The 20,690-nt window shown below is 68.2% G+C and carries 8 protein-coding genes; 2 read left to right on the top strand and 6 right to left on the bottom strand.

Annotated features, from left to right (window positions below):
* Nucleotides 1-124: 124 nt before the first annotated feature.
* The gene (locus WKW82_RS08680; protein ID WP_340341865.1) at nucleotides 125-523 is read right to left on the bottom strand and encodes a hypothetical protein; all 399 of its coding nucleotides are present in this window, start codon (nucleotides 521-523) and stop codon (nucleotides 125-127) included.
* 286 nt (nucleotides 524-809) lie between these two features.
* On the opposite strand from WKW82_RS08680, the gene WKW82_RS08675 reads away from it, so the two are divergent.
* Nucleotides 810-2,177 carry an efflux RND transporter periplasmic adaptor subunit gene (locus tag WKW82_RS08675; protein ID WP_340341864.1) on the top strand — a complete coding sequence of 456 codons (1,368 nt, stop codon included), beginning with the start codon at nucleotides 810-812 and terminating at the stop codon, nucleotides 2,175-2,177.
* Nucleotides 2,174-5,344 carry an efflux RND transporter permease subunit gene (locus WKW82_RS08670; RefSeq protein WP_340341863.1) on the top strand — a complete coding sequence of 1,057 codons (3,171 nt, stop codon included), beginning with the start codon at nucleotides 2,174-2,176 and terminating at the stop codon, nucleotides 5,342-5,344. The genes WKW82_RS08675 and WKW82_RS08670 overlap by 4 nt, the downstream gene beginning before the upstream one ends.
* 236 nt (nucleotides 5,345-5,580) lie before the next feature.
* Here WKW82_RS08670 and WKW82_RS08665 read toward each other — a convergent pair whose 3' ends face one another.
* The 5 genes from WKW82_RS08665 to WKW82_RS08645 are packed head-to-tail and all read right to left on the bottom strand — an operon-like array spanning nucleotide 5,581 to nucleotide 20,359.
* A complete protein-coding gene (locus WKW82_RS08665) occupies nucleotides 5,581-6,534 on the bottom strand; it encodes an alpha/beta hydrolase family protein (protein ID WP_340341862.1) in 954 nt (317 codons plus the stop codon).
* 1 nt (nucleotide 6,535) lies between these two features.
* The gene (locus WKW82_RS08660) at nucleotides 6,536-7,348 is read right to left on the bottom strand and encodes a serine aminopeptidase domain-containing protein (protein ID WP_340341861.1); all 813 of its coding nucleotides are present in this window, start codon (nucleotides 7,346-7,348) and stop codon (nucleotides 6,536-6,538) included.
* A complete protein-coding gene (locus WKW82_RS08655; protein ID WP_340341860.1) occupies nucleotides 7,339-8,043 on the bottom strand; it encodes a 4'-phosphopantetheinyl transferase family protein in 705 nt (234 codons plus the stop codon). Before WKW82_RS08655 ends, WKW82_RS08660 begins: the two co-directional genes overlap by 10 nt.
* An 8-nt stretch (nucleotides 8,044-8,051) precedes the next feature.
* Complete coding sequence (locus tag WKW82_RS08650; RefSeq protein ID WP_340341859.1) at nucleotides 8,052-13,052, bottom strand: amino acid adenylation domain-containing protein; 5,001 nt, start codon at nucleotides 13,050-13,052, stop codon at nucleotides 8,052-8,054.
* Nucleotides 13,049-20,359: an amino acid adenylation domain-containing protein gene (locus tag WKW82_RS08645; RefSeq protein WP_340341858.1), complete on the bottom strand. Its 7,311-nt coding sequence runs from the start codon at nucleotides 20,357-20,359 to the stop codon at nucleotides 13,049-13,051. The genes WKW82_RS08650 and WKW82_RS08645 overlap by 4 nt, the downstream gene beginning before the upstream one ends.
* Between the last annotated feature and the right edge of the window lie 331 nt (nucleotides 20,360-20,690).

The following is a 20,690-nucleotide window of genomic DNA, read 5'->3' as shown; positions in this document are numbered from 1 at the left end:
GGCGCGATGAAGCCGGAGATGGAGCCGCGGAAAAAGGCCTCAGCCGGATCGCCGGCACTATTTTTTCAGCGGCATCTGCAAAACCCTTGCGCCCTCTGCGTTCAAGAGTCCCGGGATTCGGGCGCTACTGGCCGTACTTCGGCAACTGGTCGAAGGGCGTCTTGCCGTCGTCCGTCGGCCCCTTGGCAGACACGAAAGGCCAGAAGTTGAGGAAGGGCCGCTCGGCCGTTTCACGCTCGATGGAGGCTTCTTCCGGCGTCAGGATCCAGACCTGCGACACCAGTCCGGCCGGGTCGCGCGTGTAATTCACCAGGAACTTCTGGCCCTGGATGGCACCCACCATGACGAGCATGTTCTGCGGGCTGCGGATGCGGGCGCCGGGGGACAGGCGGTCGGGCTGGCCGTCGAGCACGACCTCGGGGGCATTGAGGATGAGCAGCTTGCCGCGCAGCGTGCCGGTCGGGAAATTGCGACCACCGACGACGGCCTCGGGCGAGACCTGGGCCTGGGCGGTGGTGGCCACAAGGCCGCCGGCAGCCGCCAAGGCAAGGGATAGCGCTATCAGGGTTTGAACTGTGGGAGATTTTTTGCAGCGATTCATGGGGTATATCCAGAGGCTGTGAAGCGGCGATTCTACCGAGGGGCCCCGAGGGAATTCCCCCGGGACTGGCGTGCATTCTTCGCAGGCGGGCTTGATCAATCCTTGCGCCGTCGTGGACGCCACCGCTCGGCTGCTGGTCCAATGGTGACTATTCGTAAACATTCTGGCGTTTTTTAATCGATGCTGGCGAAACCTTGCAAGTCGTTCCATGAATAAGAAAAATGTTGCCATCCTCGCCGGCGTGCTGGCTGTTGCCGCCACGGGTGGCTGGTGGTGGTCGGGCCACCGGCAGCAGGCCGGGGTCAAGACCGAAGGCAATGCGGCGCAAGTCGCCGCGCCGGCGCTGGTGACGCTGGCCGCCGCGCTGAAGCAGACCGTGCCGGTCACGGTGGAGGTCAACGGCAGCGTGGTGTCGCTCAACAGCGTCGACCTGCGCCCGCAGGTCACGAACACGGTGCGCGAGGTGCATGTGAAAGAGGGCCAGTTCGTGAAGGCCGGCCAGTTGCTGTTCACGCTCGACGACCGGCCGGACCAGGCCAACCTGGCCAAGGCCCGCGCGCAGCAGCAGAAGGACGAGGCCACGCTGGCCGACTACGAGCGCCAGTACCGGCGCGGCCAGGAAATGGTCGGGCAGGGCTTCATCGCCAAGAGCGCGGTGGACACGATCCTGTCGCAACTGGAAGCGCAGAAGGCCGCCATCGCCGCGGATCGCGCTGCCGTCCAGGCGGCGCAGGTAGCGCTGGGCTATGCGACGCTGCGTGCGCCGATCGCCGGTCGCCTCGGCGCGGTCAACATCTACCCCGGCAGCCTGGCGCAACCCGCGGTGCCGATGGTCACCATCACCCAGCTCGACCCGATCGCGGTGAGTTTCCCCGTGCCGGAAGGCCAGTTGCATGACCTGCTGGCGGCGGCGCGTGCGCAGACGCCGGTCGAGGCCGTGATCACCGGCCGCAAGAAGCCGCTGATGGGCGTGCTGAACTTCGTCGACAACACGGTGGACCCGCAGATCGGCACGGTGCGCGCCAAGGCCGTGTTCGACAACGAGGACCAGGCGCTGTGGCCCGGCCAGTTCGTCGCCACGCGCGTCACGGTGCGCACGCTGCGCGACGCCACGGTGGTGCCGGCCGCCGCGCTGATGATGCTGGGCGACGGCGTGTCGATCTATGTGGTCGACGCCGAGCAGAAGGCGACGCGGCGCCAGGTCAAGACCCAGTACACCTTCGGCACGCAGGTGGTGGTGACGGGGATCGAACCCGGCGAGCAGGTGGTGATCGAGGGCAAGCAGAACGTGCGACCTGGCGGCAAGGTGCGGGTCGAGAAGCCGGCCGCGCCCAAGGCGGCGCCGGGGGAGCCTTCGTCGGCGGTGTCGCCGGCGTCGCTGTCGTCGGGGCAGGCTCAAGTCGATGTGGCTTTGCCAGCTCGACTTGATCCCCCGCGGGGGGCGGGTCGGGCGGAGCCCGGCCGTGGGGGCTCGCAAGTCGATGTGGCTGTGCCAGCTCGACTTGATCCCCCGCAGGGGGCGCGCAGCGCGCAGCCGGGCGGCTCGGATGCTGTGCCCCCGCAGGTGAAGTCATGAATATCTCGGAGCTTTGCATCCGTCGTCCGGCGATGACGGTGCTGCTGTCCGCCGCGGTGGTGGTGATCGGCATCTTTGCGTACTTCAGCATCCCGGTGGCGGCCCTGCCGAGCTACAACACGCCGGTCATCAACGTCAATGCGCAACTGCCGGGCGCGAGCCCGGACACCATGGCCTCGTCGGTCGCGCTGCCGCTGGAAAAGCAGTTCTCGACCATCCCCGGCCTGCAGACCATCAGCTCGACCAACACGCAGGGCGTGACCTCGCTGACGCTGGAATTCGTAAGCACCCGCGACATCGACGCGGCCGCGGTCGACGTGCAGGCCGCGCTGTTGCGCGCGCAGCGCCAGCTTCCGGCCGAACTGACGCAGCTGCCCTCGTACCGCAAGGTCAACCCGGCCGATGCGCCGGTGCTGTTCATCTCGCTGCAGTCGGATTCGATGAACCCGACCGAGCTCAACGACTATGCCGAGAACCTGATCTCCCCCACGCTCTCGACCATCGACGGCGTGGCGCAGGTGGCGGTGTACGGGCGCAAGGCCTTCGCGGTGCGCATCAAGGCCGATGCCAACCTGCTGAACGCCCGCAACATCACGCTCGACGAACTGGCCAACGCGGTGCGGCTGGCCAATGCCAACACGCCGGTGGGCGTGCTCGACGGCCCGCGCCAGACGCTGACCATCCAGGCCAACGAGCAGATGCTCAAGGCCGCCGATTTCGCCCGCGTCATCGTCGGCCAGCGCAACGGTGCGCCGGTGCGGCTGGACGAGGTCGCGACCGTCGAGGACAGCTTCGAGTCGGTGAAGACGGGCAGCGCCTACAACGGCAAGGACAACATCACGCTGGCCGTGCAGCGCCAGCCCAATGCCAACACCGTGCAGGTGGTGGACGCCGTGCGCGCCTTCCTGCCGCGCTTCAAGGCCGAGCTGCCGCAGTCGGTGCAGATCGACATGGTCAACGACCGCTCGCTGTCGATCCGCGAGGCGGTGCATGACGTGCAGATCACGCTGATCGGCACCATCCTGCTGGTGGTGCTGGTGATCTTCCTGTTCCTGCACCGGCTGGTGGCCACGCTGATCCCGGCGGCGACGATCCCGATCTCGCTGATCGGCGCGGTGGCGCTGCTCTATGCCTTCGGCTACAGCCTCGACAACGTGTCGCTGCTGGGCATCACGCTGGCCGTGGGGCTGGTGGTGGACGACGCGATCGTGGTGCTCGAGAACATCATGCGCTACGTCGAGAAGGGCATGCCGCCGATGGCTGCGGCGCTGCGCGGCGCGCGCGAAGTGGGCTTCACCATCGTGTCGATCTCGATCTCGCTGGTGGCGGTGTTCATTCCGATCTTCTTCATGCCGGGTGTGATCGGCCTGCTGTTCCATGAGTTCGCGGTGGTGGTGGCGCTGGCGGTGCTGGTGTCGGCGATCGTGTCGCTGACGCTGGTGCCGATGCTCGCGAGCCGGCTGCTCAAGCAAGTCGACCACGCACCCGGCAAGCTCGACCATGAAGAGGTGCACCCCGAGCCCGGCACCGCCATCGGTCGCGCCTTCGAGCGCCTCTACCAGGCCACGCACGGCGGCTATATGCGCTCGCTGGACTGGACGCTGAAACACCGCCCGGTCATGCTGGGCGTGGCGGGCCTGACCTTCGTCGTCACCGCCTGGTTGTTCGTCACTATCCCGAAGGGCTTCTTCCCCGAGGAAGACATCGGCCAGATCCAGATCACGACCGAGGCTTCGGAGGACATCTCCTTCACCGCGATGAAGGCCTTGCAGGCGCGTGTGTCCGACGCGCTGCAGGCCGATCCGAACGTCGACTATGTGCTCTCCTTCGTGGGCGCCGGTGGCCCGACCGCCACGCAGAATGCCGGCCGCCTCTTCGCCGTGCTCAAGCCGCGGGCCCAACGCATGAAGATGCCCCAGGTGCTCGAATCACTGCGCAAGCGCTTCCGCGAGATCCCGGGCATCGCCGTCTACATGCAGCCGGTGCAGAACCTGCGCCTGGGCGGGCGCCAAAGCAAGGCGCGCTACCAATACACGCTGCAGAGCGTGAATGCGGGCGCCATGGGCGAATGGGCCGGCAAGATGATGGAACGCATGCGCGCCGACCCTGACTTCCGCGACGTCACCAGCGACTCGCAGAACCGCGGCCTGCAGGCCACGCTCGACATCGACCGCGACAAGGCCGGCGTGCTCGGCGTGCAGGTCGGCGACCTGCGCACTGCCCTCTACAACGCGTACGGCGACCGCCAGATCGGCAGCATCTACGGCGCCAGCAACACCTACCAGGTGATCTTGTCGGCCTCCGACAACGACCGTCAGTTCGAGCAGGACATTTCGCGGCTCTCGGTGCGCAACAAGGCCGGCCAACTGGTGCCGCTGACCGCGTTCACGACCGTGCGGCGCACCATCGGCCCCACCGCGGTCAACCACCAGGGCCAGTTGCAGGCCATCACGCTGTCCTTCAACCTCGCGCCCAATGTGCCGCTGGGCAACGCGACCGCGAAGATCGACCGCTTCAAGCAGGACATCAAGATGCCCGAGTCGATCATCACCAGCTACGGCGGCGATGCGGCGGTGTTCCAGAGCTCGCAAGGCAGCCAGGCCGTGCTGCTGATCCTGGCGGTGCTGGTGATCTACGTGCTGCTGGGCGTGCTGTACGAGAGCTACATCCATCCGCTCACGATCCTGGCGGGGCTGCCCTCGGCGGCGGTCGGCGCGCTGCTGTCGCTGAAGCTGTTCGGCTTCGACCTCACGCTGATCGCGACCATCGGCATCCTGCTCTTGATCGGCATCGTCAAGAAGAACGCGATCATGCTGATCGACTTCGCGCTCGACGCACAGCGCACCGAAGGCATGCGGCCGGTCGACGCGATCCGCGAGGCCTGCCGGCTGCGCTTCCGCCCGATCCTGATGACCACGCTGGCCGCGCTCATGGGCGCGCTGCCGTTGGCTTTGGGCCTCGGCGCGGGCGCCGAACTGAGGCAACCGCTGGGCGTGGCCGTGGTGGGCGGCTTGATCTTCTCGCAGGTGATCACGCTCTACATCACGCCGGCGATCTACCTGGCGCTGGACCGGTACAGCGGGACGGGGCCGTTGCTGAGCTTGCCGGGCGAGAGGCCGGCTGGCGCCGCCGCGACGCACGGGCAAACCGGAGCGGTGCCTCAATAGGTCAGTCAGCGCGCATCACATCGCAAGACCAAGGGCGAGCACCAGCGAAGCCTGTTCGTGGCCACTCGCGGAACCGGCTTTGCCGGGCCGCTGAGTGCGCCCCCTCGAGGGGCTGATATATGAGGGGCTGAGGACCGCGGCTCCCGACCTGCCTGCGCAGGCTTGGATGGGCCCGCAAGAGCAGAGCCGCCTCTGGTGGCGGCCCGGAACGCCGCAGGCGCTTCGGCTTCGGGCTGTCAGTGAGATCCGACAGGCCCCAGCAATCGCGGCGCCACGCTCGCCTGCAGCGGCGCGTTCACCGTCACCGGCTTGCTTCCCGCCGCCCGGTGCTGCTGCGCCGGCGTGCGGCCGGCCACCACCCTCAACACCCATTCGCTCACCACCGCCTGGAAGGTGCGCTGCGATGCCAGTGTGGTGATGCTGTGGTCGATATCCGCGATGAACTGGTAGTCGATGTGCTGGGCGTACGCCTCCGAGGCGAAGCGCCCCAGTTGGTCGCGGCCGCGGTCGCGTACGTGCTTCGTGCCGGTGTAGAGGAAGAACAGCGCGACGCCGCGGCCCACCAGTTCGGTCATCGAGCGGTGGAAGGTCGCCTCGGTTTCCTCCCGCGAGACGGCCCGCAGGAAGTTGACCGGTGCCGCCGCCACCGCGGCCTTGGTCGAGAACTTGCGATGCAGCCAGCGGAAGGACTTGCCGATCACGGCCGGGTTGGTTGGAGCGGCCAGGGCGCGGCGCAAGGTGAGTTCAAGCTGCGAGCGCCGAGTGGGAAACGCGTAGCTGTCGAACATCAGGATGCCGATGATGCGCGGGTCCACCATCGCGGCGGCCATGCCATTGCTCGAGCCGGAGCACAGGCCGATCACGATGAAGCGGCGGATGCCGAGCATGGTCTCGATGAGGTTCATCGCGGCCTGCAGGTCGAACACCACCTGCGTCATGTAGTGGTTGGCGCTGGCCGGTGCGCCGCTGTCGCCCAGGCCGGCCAGGTCGAAGCGGATGCTGCTGATGCCGTACTCCGTCGACATGTGCCGCGCCAGCTTGACGTTGGCACGGTGCGGGCCGACGCGGTGCGTGGCGCCCATGTTGAGCATGAGGCATGCGACAGGCGCCATGCGACCTTCCTCGCTCGGCGTCGTGACGAGGCCGACCAGGGAACTGTCGCCGCCAAAGAGAACCGGAGTTTCTTTCATGTCACTTTCCTACTTCCGCCAGCAGGCGCTGCACCGCTTCGGCAGGCACCATGGCATTGTGGGGATGCGGATCGGAGATCCATTCCATTGGGTGCTTGAAGGGCAGCAGGCGCAGCGGCATGTGCCGTGCAAGCTCCCCCTCGGCCCAGTGGCGGGTCGCGACGTCGTCTTCGCTCGCAAGAATCGTCGTCTGGTACAGCGCGGTCAGTCGCAGCGATGCGGCATCGAGCGCACCAAGCTGGCCGTGCAGCAGGGGCGAGACCTCGAAGCCGAGCAACTCGCCGGTGAAGGTTTCGGGCGGCTGGGCCAACTGCCGGCGCCACTCGGACTTGGGCACGACGAAGGAGCGCTCCAGCGCGTCCACATGCCGCTCCCGCAACTCCGTCAGGTAGGCCTTGCCATCGACGATCGGATCCCACAGCAGCAGTCGCGCGGGGTCGCAGCGCCCGCTTCGCGCGGCCATGACCGCCACCGCCGCGCCGAGCCGGGCACCGAGCCAGACCACGTTGGGCGCGTCGGTGAGTCGCACAAGTTCCTCGTGGGCCACGCAGACATCGCGGCGCCAGCCTTCGAGTTCGGCCTCGGATTCGTCGCCGGGCGAATCGCCGCTGCCGTAGTAGTCGAAGCGCAGCACCGAGACGCCGGAGCGCGCCAGGCGGTCCGCCAGCACCCGCACCAGGCGATGGGCGCGAATGGCCTCCTGGCCGAAGGGCGGGCAGATCAGCACCGCCGTTCCGCCCACGCGTTGAGCAGGGTGAAACAGGCCGAACAACTGGCGCGACGAAGGGCCGAACATGAGTGGAGTCATGCGCATGCCTCGCATTCTTCATGGGCACCGGCCTTGACGTTCAGCACCGTGGCCAGCGCCGCCACCGCGCCGTCGCCGCCGTCGGTGGAGACCAGCGCCAGGTGCATCGGGCCACCGTCCAGCGGCATTGCCACGTGCATCGGCACCGGCCGGATGCCGACGTGGAAGGAACGGGTGTCGAGCCCGAGGCCGACGCCGACGGCCTTGAGGCAGGCCTCCTTGCGCGTCCAGCAGCGGAAGAAGGCGAGGTCGTGCGCCGGCCCGGGCTCGATGGCCGCGAGGGCGGCCTGCTCGGCCTCGTCGAAGTAGTTGGCGGCGAGCGCATCGGCATCGGGCATGGGGCGCACGAGTTCGATGTCGACGCCGATCTCGGCGTGGTCGCTCAAGGCGATCAGGCCGACGCCCTGGCTGTGGCTCAGGTTGAAATGCACGCCGGTTGCGGTCTCCAGCCTCGGCTTGCCGAAGCGGCCGGCGGTGAAGCGCAACTGGGCCGCATGGCGGCGCGCCGGACCGGCCAAGGTCTGGCGCAGCGCGACGTGGGCGGCCTGGTAGCGGCTGCGGTCGCGCGGAAAGACGAAGCGGCGCGCCCGGTCGGCTTCGGCCTGCGACAAACCGCGCAGCGCGTCGGGCGCGGGCGGGGTGTCGAGGTCGACGCGCCAGAGCGCGCAAGCCAGTGCCGAGGGGAGTGCCGTGATGGACATGCCCAATCCTAGTTCTTGCGGCCCCAGCCGAGCACGCGGCCGAGCAAACCGCGCTTCACAGGCGCGCGTTCTGTGCCAAATGGCGCAGCCGCTGCCTCGATCGGCGTGCCCAACTCGGCCGAGGCGAGCTGGCCGAGGTTCTCGAACACGTACCGGCGCGGCTCGACCCGGAAGCCGAGCACCTGCTCGGCCTGCTGGACGATGCGCATCGCCTGCATCGATTCACCGCCGAGGTCGAAGAAGTTGTCGGTGCTGCGGATGTCGTTCACGTCGATGCCGAGCGTGCTGGCCCAGAGCTGCGCCAATTGCGCCTGCTCCGGCAACAGCAGCGGCTGCACGTTGCCGGGGGACGCCGTTGCCGGGGTTGCCGTGGGCCTGGCTTCCGCCGTGCCCTTGCCCATGCGTTGCAGCAGCGCAGCCGCGGCCGAATCGCCGGGTGCGGTGATGACTTCGAGCAGGCCGTGGGGCTGAGCGGCGGCTGCCCGCAGCACCTCGATGTAGCGGTCCCGGAATGCGGCCGCGGTGTCGCGACGGTAGATGTCGGCGTTGTAGACCACGGCGCCTTCCAGCCCCTGCGCCTTTTCCATCAGCCAGACGCCGAGGTCATCGGTGGCGCCGCGTTGCAGCAGGTGCATCTGCTTGTCTTGCAGGCCACCCAGGTCGCGCGGACGCTCGCGGGTGTCCTGGAACGAGAACAGCGACTGGTACAAGCCACCACCCTTGACGCGCGCCGCGAATTCCGGCTCGGCCACGAGACGCTCGAAGGGCACCTGCTGGTGGCCCATGACGCCCAGCAGCTCGCGCTTGACGTACTGCAGGAAGTCGCCGAGGTGCAGGCCCTGCTCGACCTCGAAGGCGAGCGGCAGCACGTTGTTGAAGAAGCCCATCACGTTTTCCAGCTCGGGCTGTTCGCGGCCGCGCACCGGCATCGCGATCGTGACGGCGTCGCCTTCGGTCACACGGCCAAGCATCGCGAGGTAGAGGGCGAGCGTCAGCATGTTGAGCGTCACGCCGTGTTCGAGCGCGACCTGGCGCAGGCGGTCGGCCAGCGTCCTGTCGATGCTGAGCCACTGCGTGCCGCCCTGGCCGCTCATGCCGGACTTGCGCGGCATGTCGGTCTTCAGCGCGTGCGGTGTCGGCGCATTGGCGAAGCGGGCCTTCCAGTAGCGCAGTTGCTCTTCGAATTCGGGTTGCTTGAGCCAGTTGCTGTACCAGGCGGCGAAGTCGCCGGCAGCCACCGTGAGCTCGGGCAGGCCGTGCGGCTCGCCCTTTACCATCGCGCTGTAGATGACGGCGAGTTCGCTTTGCAGCAGGTCGAAGGACCAGCCGTCCCAGACCAGATGATGCGGAACAAAGACGAAGGCATGGTCATCCGGCGCCAGCCGGAACAGCGCGGCATGGAACAGCGGCGCACGGCGGATGTCGATGGGCTGGTCGGCCAAGGTCTGCATGCGCTCGCCGAGTTCGGCTTCGCGCTGGTCGACCGGGATCGACTGGAGGTCGATGATCGGCAGGTCGAAAGCGATCGCAGGCTGAATGCGCTGCACCGCTTCACGCGTCGCGGGATCCACGCCGATGCTGGTGCGCATCGCGGGTTGGCGGCGAATGATTTCCTTGAGGGCGGCGGCGAACTTGACGGCATCGAGCGGTCCGGTGAAGCGGTGCGCCGAGGGCTGGTTGTAGACCGAGCGACCCGGATGCAGCTCTTCCAGGAAGCGGATGCGCTCCTGCATCGGCGTGAGCGGCGCGCTGGTGCGGCCGGGCTGGTGCGGGATCGACGTCACGGTCGCGCCGGCATCGAGCATCTCGGCGATGACGATGGCCAGTTGCTCGGTGGTCGGTGCCTCGAACAGCGTGCGCAGCGGCACCGTGATGCCGAAGGTCCGCCCGAGTTGCGTGGTGAGGCGCGCGGCCAGCAGCGAGTGGCCGCCGAGCGCGAAGAAGTCGTCGCGGATGCCGAGGCCGGGCAGGTTCAGCACCGTTTCCATGGCCTTCAGCACGGTCTGTTCGCGCTCGTTGCGCGGCATCACACGCTCGGAGGAATCGACGGCCGCGGTCTGCGGCGCAGGCAGCGACTTGCGGTCGATCTTGCCGTTGGGCAACTGCGGCAGCGCGTCCAGCGTGACCACGTGCTGCGGCAGCATGTACTGCGGCAGGTGGGCACGAAGGTGACGGTCGAAGGCGGCGGCGTCGAAAGTGGCGCCGGGGGTCAGCGCGAGATAGGCGACGAGGCGCACGTCGCCGGGGCGGTCCTCGCGGGTGATGACGACGCTGCGTGCCACGCCGGGGGCTTCGTTGGCGCGCGATTCGATCTCGCCCAATTCGATGCGGTAGCCGCGCACCTTCACCTGGAAGTCGAAGCGGCCCATGTGCTCCAGCAGGCCGTCGTTGCGCCAGCGGCCCTTGTCGCCGGTGCGGTAGATCAGCGTCTCCTGGCCGTCGATGAGCGTGGTGACGAACTTCTCGGCGGTGAGTTCGGGGCGATCGAAGTAGCCCAGCGTCACGCCGGTGCCGCTGATGCAGATCTCGCCGGGCACGCCGACCGGACAGGCCTGCAGCGCGCTGTCCAGGATCCAGATGCCGGTGTTGTCGATGGGCTGGCCGATCGACACGCCGCTCTTCCTGATCTGGTCACGGTCCATCTTCCAGACGGTGGACCAGACGGTGGTTTCAGTCGGACCGTAGACGTTCCAGACTTCGGCGCAGTTGTCGAGCAGCGCCAGGGCCAGGTCGGCCGGCACGCTCTCGCCACCGACCCAGCCGCAGATCTGCGGGCCGCCGGTCCATTGCGCATCGAGCAGCAGGCGCCACATGCCGGGCGTGGCTTGCAGGACGGAGACGTGCTCGGTCTCGAGCAGCGCGCGCAACTGGTTGCCGTCCATCGACACTTCGCGCGGCACCATGATGACCTCGGCGCCGGCGGTCAGCGGCAGCATGAGCTCGGCCACGGCGATGTCGAAGGACAGCGTGGTCACTGCCGCCAGGCGGTCGCGCGGGCCGATGCCGGGTGCGCGCTGCATGCTCTGGATCAGGTTGGCCACGGCGCGGTGCGGCACGACCACGCCCTTGGGCTTGCCGGTCGAGCCGGAGGTGTAGATGACGTAGGCCGGGTCTTCTTCCTGCGCATCGAGTGCGCTCGGCGCCAGGGCTGCGGCGCTGCCGGACTTCCATTCGCTGTCGGCGTCGATCTCGAACACGCGCTGGGCTGCATCGGCGCACCAGCTGCGTGGCGCGCCGGACAGCAGGGCGGACGTGACCAGCAGGCTCAGGCGGGCGTCCTCGGCGTAGTAGTCGAGGCGGGCCTTGGGGAAGGTCGGGTCGAGTGGCACATAGGCGGCGCCGGCCTTCAGGATGCCGATCAGCCCGATCATCATGTCGAAGCCGCGCTCGATGCACAGGCCGACCAGCTGGCCGCGGCCGACGCCGCGTGCGCGCAGGGCATGGGCGAGCTGGTTGGATTGCTCGTCCAGTTCGCGATAGCTCATGGTGCGTGCGCCAAAGCGGATCGCGCGGCGCTCCGGTTGCAGCGCCGCCATGCCGGTGAAGCCGGTGTGCATCAGCGCAGGAGCCGGCAATGCGGTGGGCTCCGGCTGCATCTCCACCAGCGCCTGCGTCTCGACCGTCGACACCAGGTTGATGCGCGACAGGTCCTGCTTCGGGTCCTGGGCAATCGAGCGCAGCAGGGTCTCGTAGATCGCGAGCCAATGGACGATCGTGGCTTCGTCGAACAGGTCGCTGTTGTATTGCGCCTCGATGCGCATGCCGCCCGCGACCGGGCTCAGGTTGACGAACAGCTCGAAGTTCTCGAAGGCGCGCGGAATGCTGCGTTGCTCCACCTCGAGGCCAGGGAAGCCGGCACTCGGCGTGGCATCGCCATCGACGTTGAACAGCACGCTCACCAGTGGCAGGCGGCTCGGGTCGCGGCGCACCGCCAGCTTGGTGAGCAGCGAGCCGTAGGTCAGGGTCTGGTGCTCGAAGCCGTCCATCAGCACGCTCGACGAGGCGCGGGCGAAGTCGGCGAAGGGCATCTTCGGATCGACCGCGAGGCGCAGCGGCAGCGTGTTGACGCAGTGGCCGACGAGCTTGGGCATGTCGCTGGCCAGCTGGCCGGCGGCGGCAATGCCGATCACCAGGTCGTCCTGGCCGGTCAGGCGATGCAGCAACGCGCCGAAGCCGCTGAACAGCGTGGCGAACAGGCTGACGCCCGTGCTGGAACCCACGCGGCGCAGGTCGGCGAGCAAGGCCGGATCGAGCAGGTGGTCGACGCGGCGCGAGCTGAAGGTGCGGACGGCGGGGCGCGGGCGATCGAGCGGCAACTCCAGCACCGGCAGGTTGCCGCCGCCGAAGCGGCCGAGCCAGTAGTTCACGTGCTCTTGCATGGCCGGGCTGGCGGCTTCGACGGCCTCCCAGGCCGCGTAGTCGCTGTAGCCGACGGCGGGGTCGAGGGCCGGACCTTCGCCGGTCTGCTCGGCATAGAGCTGCGGCAGTTCCTCGGCGATGACGCCCCAGGACCAGCCGTCGCAGATCGCATGGTGCGCGGTCAGCACGAGTTCATGTTCGGTGGCGCCCAGCTTGTAGAGTGCCGCGCGCAGCAGCGGGCCTAGCGTCAGCGGGAAGGGCTGGTGCATGGCGGCGGCATGTGCGGCGGCAAGGGTCTGCTGCCGAACCGACGCGTCGCTCGTGCTCAGGTCATGCTGCGCGAGGGCGAGCGGCGCGGCCTCGCCGATCACGAGTTGCGTGCCGTCGGTCGAGAAAGTGGCGCGCAGCGACTGGTGCCGCTGCACGAGTTGATCCAGTGCCAGGGACAGTGCCTGCACCTGCAGTGCACCGCGCAGCCGGAACACCATGGACTCGTTGTAGGCGAGCGAGGCTTCCGCACTCAGTTGGTCGCCGAGCCAGACTTCGCGCTGGGCTTCGGTGCTCGGAACGATGTGTTCGATCTGGCCCGATGCAAAGGGGTCGAATGCAACTGCGTCGTCGGCTTCAAATGCCATGCTGGTTTCACTCATGGTTGGATCTTGATGAACTTGCCCTGTGCGGCGGGATCGGGAATGAACCAGGCAGGCTGGCCGTCCTTGTCACGGCCCAGGCGAGCGTTGGGAACAGGCGGGTGCGCGGCGTCGAACTTTTGAACGGGGGCAGCGCGGCGGGGCAGGAACTCGGCCTCCTGCATCTCGGCGATGGATTCCTTGAACGCCGACTTGATGGTGGCGATGTCCTGCTGCGAATGCGCGGTCGTCATGAAGCAGGGGAAGTTGTCGAGGATGTGCACGCCGCGGCTGCGCATCATCGCGAACAGAAGGTCCTGCAGCGGATGGTCTTCCAGCCAGTGCACGCGCCACAGCGAGGCGAAGTAGCGGATTTCCAGCGGCGCGCCGACTTCGCGGCAGAAGGCCGTGAGCTCGTCGGCCATCGCGGCGGTGTGCAGGTTGAGTTGCGTCTGCAATGCGTTGCCCGCTTCCTTCAAGTGCAGCAGCGATGCCTTGCAAGCGGCGAGCGCCAGCGGATGCCGCACGAAGGTGCCGGCGAAGTAGGTCACGCCCACCGTCGGCACCGAGGCGTCGCCGTATTGCCAGCCGCCGCCGTCGAGCGCGTCCATGAACTCGCGCTTGCCGGCCACCACGCCGACCGGAAAGCCGCCGCCGATGACCTTGCCGTAGCAGGCCAGGTCGGCGCGGATGCCGAAGATCGCCTGCGCGCCGCCGAGATGCGAGCGGAAGCCGGTGATGACCTCGTCGAAGATCAGGCAGGTTTCGGATTTCTCGGTGATGGCGCGCACCTCGCGCAGGAACTCGCGCGGCTGGAAGTCGGGGCGGCGGCTCTGCACCGCCTCGCAGACCACGCAGGCCAGGTCGTCGGCGTTGGCGCGGATGAATTCGAGCGATTCGGGCGTGCCGTAGTCGAGCACGCGCACGTCGCCGAACATGCCTTGCATGACGCCGGGTGCGGCCGACATGCCCTTGGCGTTCTTGCCTGCGCGCACCAGCACTTCGTCGAAGGTGCCGTGGTAGGAGCCGGAGAACAGCACGATGGTGCTGCGGCCGGTGACGGTGCGCGCGATGCGGATCGCGGCCATCACCGATTCGGAGCCGGTGTTGCACAGCGCCGCGCGGTCGAAGCCGGTGAGTTCGCAGACCAGTTGCGCGACTTCGGCGGCGAGCGGGTGCTGCGGGCCGATCTCGTAGCCGAGGTCGAGTTGCTTCTTGACCGCGTCCTGCACGAAGTCGGGCTGCCAGCCGAACATGTTCATGCCGAAGCCGTTCAGCACGTCGACGTATTCATTGCCGTCGATGTCCCACATCCGCGAGCCCTTGGAGCGCTCGACCACGACCTGGTAGGTGATCTCCTTGGTGGCGGGACGGAAGCCGTTGACCACGCGCGGATCGGCCATGTGCGAGCGGTTGGCCTGGGTGAAGGCCTTGCTCTTGGCGGTGCGGTCGGTGTAGCGGCGCATGAAGGCGGCCAGCCGTGCGCGCTGGCGCTCGGTCGGGTCCTTGCTCTGCGTGTGGATGCGGGCAATGGCGCCAAAGGCCTTCTTGACGTCGTACTTGATCGGGCCTTGGGCTTCGGCGTCGGCGGGGTCGCTTGCGGTGGCGGTCGGTGCAGCGGTTGCCGCGACCGCTGCGGCGATGGGCGTTGCAGGTGCAACTGGCACGGCGGCCGCGACGGTGGGCGCCACCATGGGGGCGGCTTGCTGCGATACGCCCGAGAGCAACATCAGCTGCTGCTGCATGAGTTGTATCTGCTGGGCAATGACCTGCTGCATCAACGAGCCGCCTGCGGCCGGCATCGCCAGCGCTTGCAGCGGCATCGCCTGCATCGGCATGGCAGCCTGCGGCAGGAGTTGCGGCGCGGCGGCGGCCGGTTGCGTCGTCGCGGGTGCAGCGGCGACGGCAGGTGCCGCTGCGGGCGTCGCATCCGGCGGCAGGGTCACGTCGAGGAACTCACCGAGCGCGTCGAAGCTGCGATAGCTCTCCATCAACTGGCGGAAGCTCAGGTTGACCTTGAAGTGCTTCTTGACCTGCGTCGCAGCCTGGGTCAGCGTGAGGGAGTCCAGGCCCATTTCGACGAAGGGCGCGCCGCCGTCGGCACCGCCCATCTCGATGCCGGAAATCTCTTCGAACAGTTCGCGCAGGCGCGCAGTCAGGGCGGCGCGGCGCGCGGGGGCGGTTGTGGAGGCGGGGAGAACGGCAGTCATGGTCGGCTCCGGGAGGGGCTGTGAAAGAGGGGCGGCAAGGGGAGGTGTGGCAAATGCGGCAGGGGCGATGGCAAGCGCGGCGGACGGCGCGAGGGCGACAGCCGGAACGGGTGCCGCTGCAGCGATGTCGACCCAGAAGCGCTTGCGCTCGAAGGGATAGGTCGGGAGGCGAAGGCGCAGCTTGCGCGCGCGCTCGTCGAGTTTCAGGAGATCGATCTCGACGCCGGTGGCCCAGAGCCGGCCGGCGCCGAGCCGCCATGCGCCGCATTCGTCCGCAGGCTGGTCGCCCAGCAGCGCGATGGCGGGCGCGGGGAAGGACTTGGTCGCATGCTGGCGGACCAGCGTGGCGAGCGTGTTGCGCGGGCCGACTTCGATGAAGCTGGCATGTGGCACCTCGGCCATCACGCTGCGCACGGCCGGCGAGAAGCGGACGGCCTCGCGCAGGTGGCGGGCCCAGTAGCGCGGGTCGGTGGCTTCGGCGTCGGTCAGCAGGTGGCCGGTCAGCGTCGAGTAGATCGGCAGCGTGGGGGCCGAGAGCTTCACCTCGCGCACCAGCGCCTCGAAGGGCGCCACGGCTGCGTCCATCATGGACGAGTGGAAGGCATGCGAGGTCTGCAGCAGGCGCACCGCGACGCCTTCGGCTTCCAGCGTGGCGCGCAGCGTCTCGATGGCTTCGAAGGGGCCGGCGGCGACGCAGGCGGTCGGGCCGTTCTCGGCGGCGAGCGAAATGGCGGTCGGCAGGCGGGCTTCCAGGTCGGCGGCAGGCAGGCGAACGCTGAGCATCGCGCCGGCTGGCAGGGCCTGCATCAGCGCGCCGCGGCGTGCGACGAGCCGGGCCGCGTCTTCCAGTGACATCACGCCGGCCAACACGGCGGCTGCGAACTCACCGACGCTGTGGCCGATGAGCGCAGCCGGCTTCAGGCCGAGCGCGAGCAATTGGCGCGCAAGTGCATATTCCAGCGTGAACGTGGCTGGCTGGGTCACTGACGTCGGTGACAACGCAGCCGGGTCCGCTGACAACATGCGCTCGCGCATATCGAAACCGAGCGCGCCGTCGAAGGCGCGCAGGCATTCATCGAAGGCGGCGCGGAACACGGCATCGCCTTCGTACAGGCCCTGGCCCATGCGCGCGTACTGTGCGCCCTGGCCGGGGAACATCAACACGGGTTGCGGCACGGAGGCCGCGACGGTGGCGCTGGCGCGCATCGGGGAATCGGCTTTGCGCAGCGCGGTCACGGCTTGGGCGACGTCGCTGGCAACCACAACGGCGCGTTGCGCGAAAGCCTTGCGGCCGACGCGCAGCGTGTGGGACACGTCGGGCAGCGACATATCGGGGTGCGCGTCGAGGTGATCGGCCAGGCGCTGGATCGCGGCAGCCAACGCGGCAGGCGTGCGGGCGGAGACCTGCAGCAACTGCGGCAGCGACGATGCATCGGAAGGCGCCTGCAGCGGAGCCTCCTCGACGATCACATGCGCATTGGTGCCGCCCACGCCGAAGGCGCTGACGCCGGCACGGCGCGGTTGCTGAGTGCGCGGCCAGGCGGCGCGTTCATGCTGCACCTTGAAGGGCGTGGCGCTGAAGTCGATCGCTGGGTTCGGCGCGTCGTAGTGCAGCGAGGCCGGCAAGGTCTCGTTCTCGAGCGCCAGCACCGTCTTGATCAGGCCGCCGGCGCCGGCCGCCGTCACCATGTGGCCGACGTTGCTCTTGAGCGAGCCGATCGCGCTGAAGCCCAGGTCGCTGGTGTGGCGGGCGTAGGCCTGGCGCAGGCCTTCGACCTCGACCGGGTCGCCCATCGGCGTGGCCGTGCCGTGCGCCTCGACGTAGGAAATGCTGCGTGCATCGACGCCGGCTGAAGCCAGCGCCGCTGAGACGACCGCTGCCTGGCCCTTGACGCTGGGGGCGGTGAAGCTGGCCTTGGCGCCGCCGTCGTTGTTGACGGCCACGCCGCGCAGCACCGCATGGACAGTGTCGCCATCGGCGATCGCGTCCGACAGGCGCTTGAGCAGCACCACCGCCGCGCCATCGCTGAACACGGTGCCCCGGGCCTGCGCGCTGAAGCTGCGTGTATGGCCGTCGGGCGACAGCATCGAGCCCTCGTTGTACAAGTAGCCGCTGCGGGGCGGGCAGGTGACCGATGCGCCGCCCGCCAGCGCCATCCGGCATTGACCGTTGCGCAGCGCATGGAAGGCCTGGGCGACAGCCACCAGCGAGGTCGAGCAGGCGGTGTGCACTGCGACCGCCGGGCCGGTGAGGTTGAGCTTGTTCGCCACGCGGGTGGTGATGTAGTCCTTTTCGTTGGCCAGCATCACCTGGAAGTCGCCCACCGCTTCGATGAGGTCCGGCCGCGTGCTGACGTGGCGCTGGAAGTAGGTCGCGTTGTACATGCCGGCATAGACGCCGACCGGATCGGTGCATTGGTCCGGCGCATGGCCGGCGCGTTCGAGGGCTTCCCAGCAGAGTTCGAGGAACACGCGGTGCTGCGGGTCCGTGAGCTCGGCTTCCTTCGGGTTGATGCCGAAGAAGGCGGCGTCGAACATCTCGATGTCGTCGATCACGCCGCGTGCCCGCACATAGGACGGGTCGGCGCGAAGCGCGGCGCTGACGCCGGCATCGAGCGTGGCGTCGTCGAAGAAGCTGATGCTTTCGCGGCCTTCGACGAGGTTGCTCCAGAACTGCTCGACATCGGCGGCGCCGGGGACGCGGCAGGCCATGCCGATGACGGCGATAGGTTCTTCTGCTCCGCGCTGCGTTGCGGGCGCTGCGGCTTGTTGCGTGACCACGGGTGCATCACCCATTTCCGCAGCGATGGCCATGGGCGTCGGGTTCGTGAAGAACAGGTTGGCCGACAGCGACCGCGCGCTGTTGCGCTGCAGTTGCGCCAGCACCTTGAGTACCAGCAGCGAGTTGCCGCCGAGGTCGAAGAAGTTGTCGCGGCGGCCGATCGGTTCCAGGCCCAGCGCACTGCCAAACGCGGCGCAAACCTGGCGCTCTGCATCGCTGCGCGGCGCCTCGAAGGGCTGCGCGAGTTCGGGGCGTTGGCGGGTCGGCTCCGGCAGGGCGCGGCGGTCCAACTTGCCATTGGTCGTGACGGGCAGGCGGTCCAGCCAGACCTGCGCGGCCGGCACCATGACTTCGGGCAGGTGGGCGGCGATGTGGGCGCGCAATTCGCTCCATGGCACCGGTGCATCGCGTGCCACCAGGTAGGCCACGAGCCGGGTTTCGCCATTGGCGTCCGGACGCGGAACCACGGCACTGGCGCGCACGCCGGGATGGGTGTTGAGCGCAGTCTCGATCTCGCCGGTCTCGATGCGATGGCCGCGGATCTTGACCTGGCCGTCGGCGCGGCCGAGGAATTCGATGGTGCCGTCGGGCAGCCAGCGGGCCTGGTCGCCGGTGCGGTAGAGCCGGTCGCCGGGTGCGCCGAACGGGTCGGGCACGAAGCGCTCGGCCGTCAGGTCGGGGCGTTGCAGGTAGCCGCGCGCCAGGCCGCGTCCGCCGATGCAGAGTTCGCCGACGAAGCCGGCCGGCAGCAGGCCCATCGTGGGCGACAGCACGTGCAGCGTGGTGTCGGTGATCGGCTTGCCGATCGGCACGGAGCGTGCATCGGCCGGCAGGTCGCGCGGAATGCGGTGCGTCGCGGCAAAGGTCGTGCACTCGGTCGGGCCGTAGCCATTGATCAGCGTCAGGTCGGGCAGGGCGGCCATGGCGCGGCGCACATGAGCCACCGAGAGGGCCTCGCCGCCGGCCAGCAACTGGCGCAAGCCGGAAAGATGGGCGGGGTTGTCGTCGACCACGGCATTGAACAGCGCGGCCGTGAGCCAGGCGGTCTTGACGCCGTGGCTGCCGATGGTGCGGGCGAGGCCGGCGCCAGTAGGCATGTCCTCGTCGTGCACGACGCAGCAGCCGCCATTGAGCAAGGGGCCCCAGATCTCCAGCGTCGAGGCGTCGAAGCCGAGCGGAGCGGCATGCAGCATCGGCTCGTCGGCGCGCAGGTCTACATACTTCGCGTCGACGACCAGGCGCAGGATCGAGCGGTGGCAGATCTCGATGCCCTTGGGCACGCCGGTCGAGCCCGAGGTGTACATGACATAGGCGCGGGCATCGCCATCGACCGCGACGGGCTGCAGCGGCGCGAGCGTGGCCGCATCGGATTGCGCATCGTCCAGCCACAGCGTCACGAGCCCGGCCGGTACGGCTGCAGCTTGCGTGTGCTCGCTGACCAGCACCTTCACGCCGGCATCGCCCAGCATGAAAGCGAGGCGCTCGGCCGGGAAATCGGGTTGCAACGGCACATACGCGGCGCCAGCCTTGAGGATGCCCAGCAATGCGGCGATAGCGTCGGGCGAGCGCCCGAGCATCACGCCGACGGCATCGCCAGGGCGAACGGCTTGCGATTGCAACTGGCGGGCAATCCAGTCGGCGCGGCGGTCCAGTTCGGCATAGCTCATCGACTTGCTGGCGCCGATCACGGCCCTGCGGTCGGCGGCCCTGGTCGCTTGCTTGGCGAACAGGCCATGCACCGTCAGGGCGGGGTCGCTGTCAGAGACTGGGGCGTTCCACTCGCGCAGCATGCGATGGCGGTCGGCAGGCATCACGGCGGGCACCTGGCCCAGCGGTGCATCCAGGTCGGCCAGCAAGGCGCTCGTCGTTGCTGCCAGTGTGGCCAGCAAGTGCGCAGCGGAGGCGGGGTCGATCTGGCCCGCGGGCGCGACCAGGCGCAGTGCGTGCTGGTGTCCCTCCACCCGCAGTTGGCCCTCGGCGGCGGCATCTGAGGCGGCGGTGCCGGCCCAGGCAAAGGCCGCATCGCTCAGGCTGCCGTCCTGCCGCGCGGCATCCACCCTGGCGATCCATTCGCGGCAAGTGCCGTGAAGTCCCGCGGGCGCCGCGTCGAGCCAAAGCTTGTGCAACAACAACCATGCAGCGGCTTGGGGTGCGTCGGGCAGCCAGCCGGAATTGTCGGCTGCGACCCGAAGCCGCTCAGTGAGGGCGGCGTCCAGCGAGTGATCCAGTTCGAACCGGCCTGCGTGGGCTGCGGCTGTTCCACCCACCGGCGCGAACATTCCGAGCAGGGCTCCGCCGAACTGTGCGCTTGTCACGAATTCCTGTTGCATGGTCATGGTTCGAATCGCTATCGATGGGTTGACTGCTGAGCAGGCAGACCTCGCGCCACTTGCTGAAATAGAGGAAACATGATGTTTCTAATTGTGCAAAGTAGTTCGAAAGCGTGCATTGTGGACCTGACTCCGATCTTGCCTCTTGCAGGCGTGAGGAACATTGACCAAATGGGCTGACCGAAAGGCCTATTGCGCTGCCAGAATCGCTACAAAAAATATGCAATCGGTTGCGATTGAGGTGTTGACATATAAAAGTCTTGGCATATGCAAACGATTTTGCGCTCGATTGTGTCGCTTGAATACGAAAAGCCACATACGCGGGTTCGCAGACCCG

Source organism: Variovorax rhizosphaerae (assembly GCF_037889975.1).
Classification (GTDB): Bacteria; Pseudomonadota; Gammaproteobacteria; order Burkholderiales; family Burkholderiaceae_C; genus Variovorax; species Variovorax rhizosphaerae.
Note: the sequence above shows the minus strand (reverse complement) of the source record. Positions and strands in the feature narration are given on the sequence as shown.

Coding starts and splice junctions, on each gene's coding strand:
- WKW82_RS08675 (WP_340341864.1), top strand. CDS start 810: ATGAATAAGAAAAATGTTGCCATCCTCGCCGGCGTGCTGGCTGTTGCC.
- WKW82_RS08670 (WP_340341863.1), top strand. CDS start 2,174: ATGAATATCTCGGAGCTTTGCATCCGTCGTCCGGCGATGACGGTGCTG.
- WKW82_RS08665 (WP_340341862.1), bottom strand. CDS start 6,534: ATGAAAGAAACTCCGGTTCTCTTTGGCGGCGACAGTTCCCTGGTCGGC.
- WKW82_RS08660 (WP_340341861.1), bottom strand. CDS start 7,348: ATGCGCATGACTCCACTCATGTTCGGCCCTTCGTCGCGCCAGTTGTTC.
- WKW82_RS08655 (WP_340341860.1), bottom strand. CDS start 8,043: ATGTCCATCACGGCACTCCCCTCGGCACTGGCTTGCGCGCTCTGGCGC.
- WKW82_RS08650 (WP_340341859.1), bottom strand. CDS start 13,052: ATGAGTGAAACCAGCATGGCATTTGAAGCCGACGACGCAGTTGCATTC.
- WKW82_RS08645 (WP_340341858.1), bottom strand. CDS start 20,359: ATGACCATGCAACAGGAATTCGTGACAAGCGCACAGTTCGGCGGAGCC.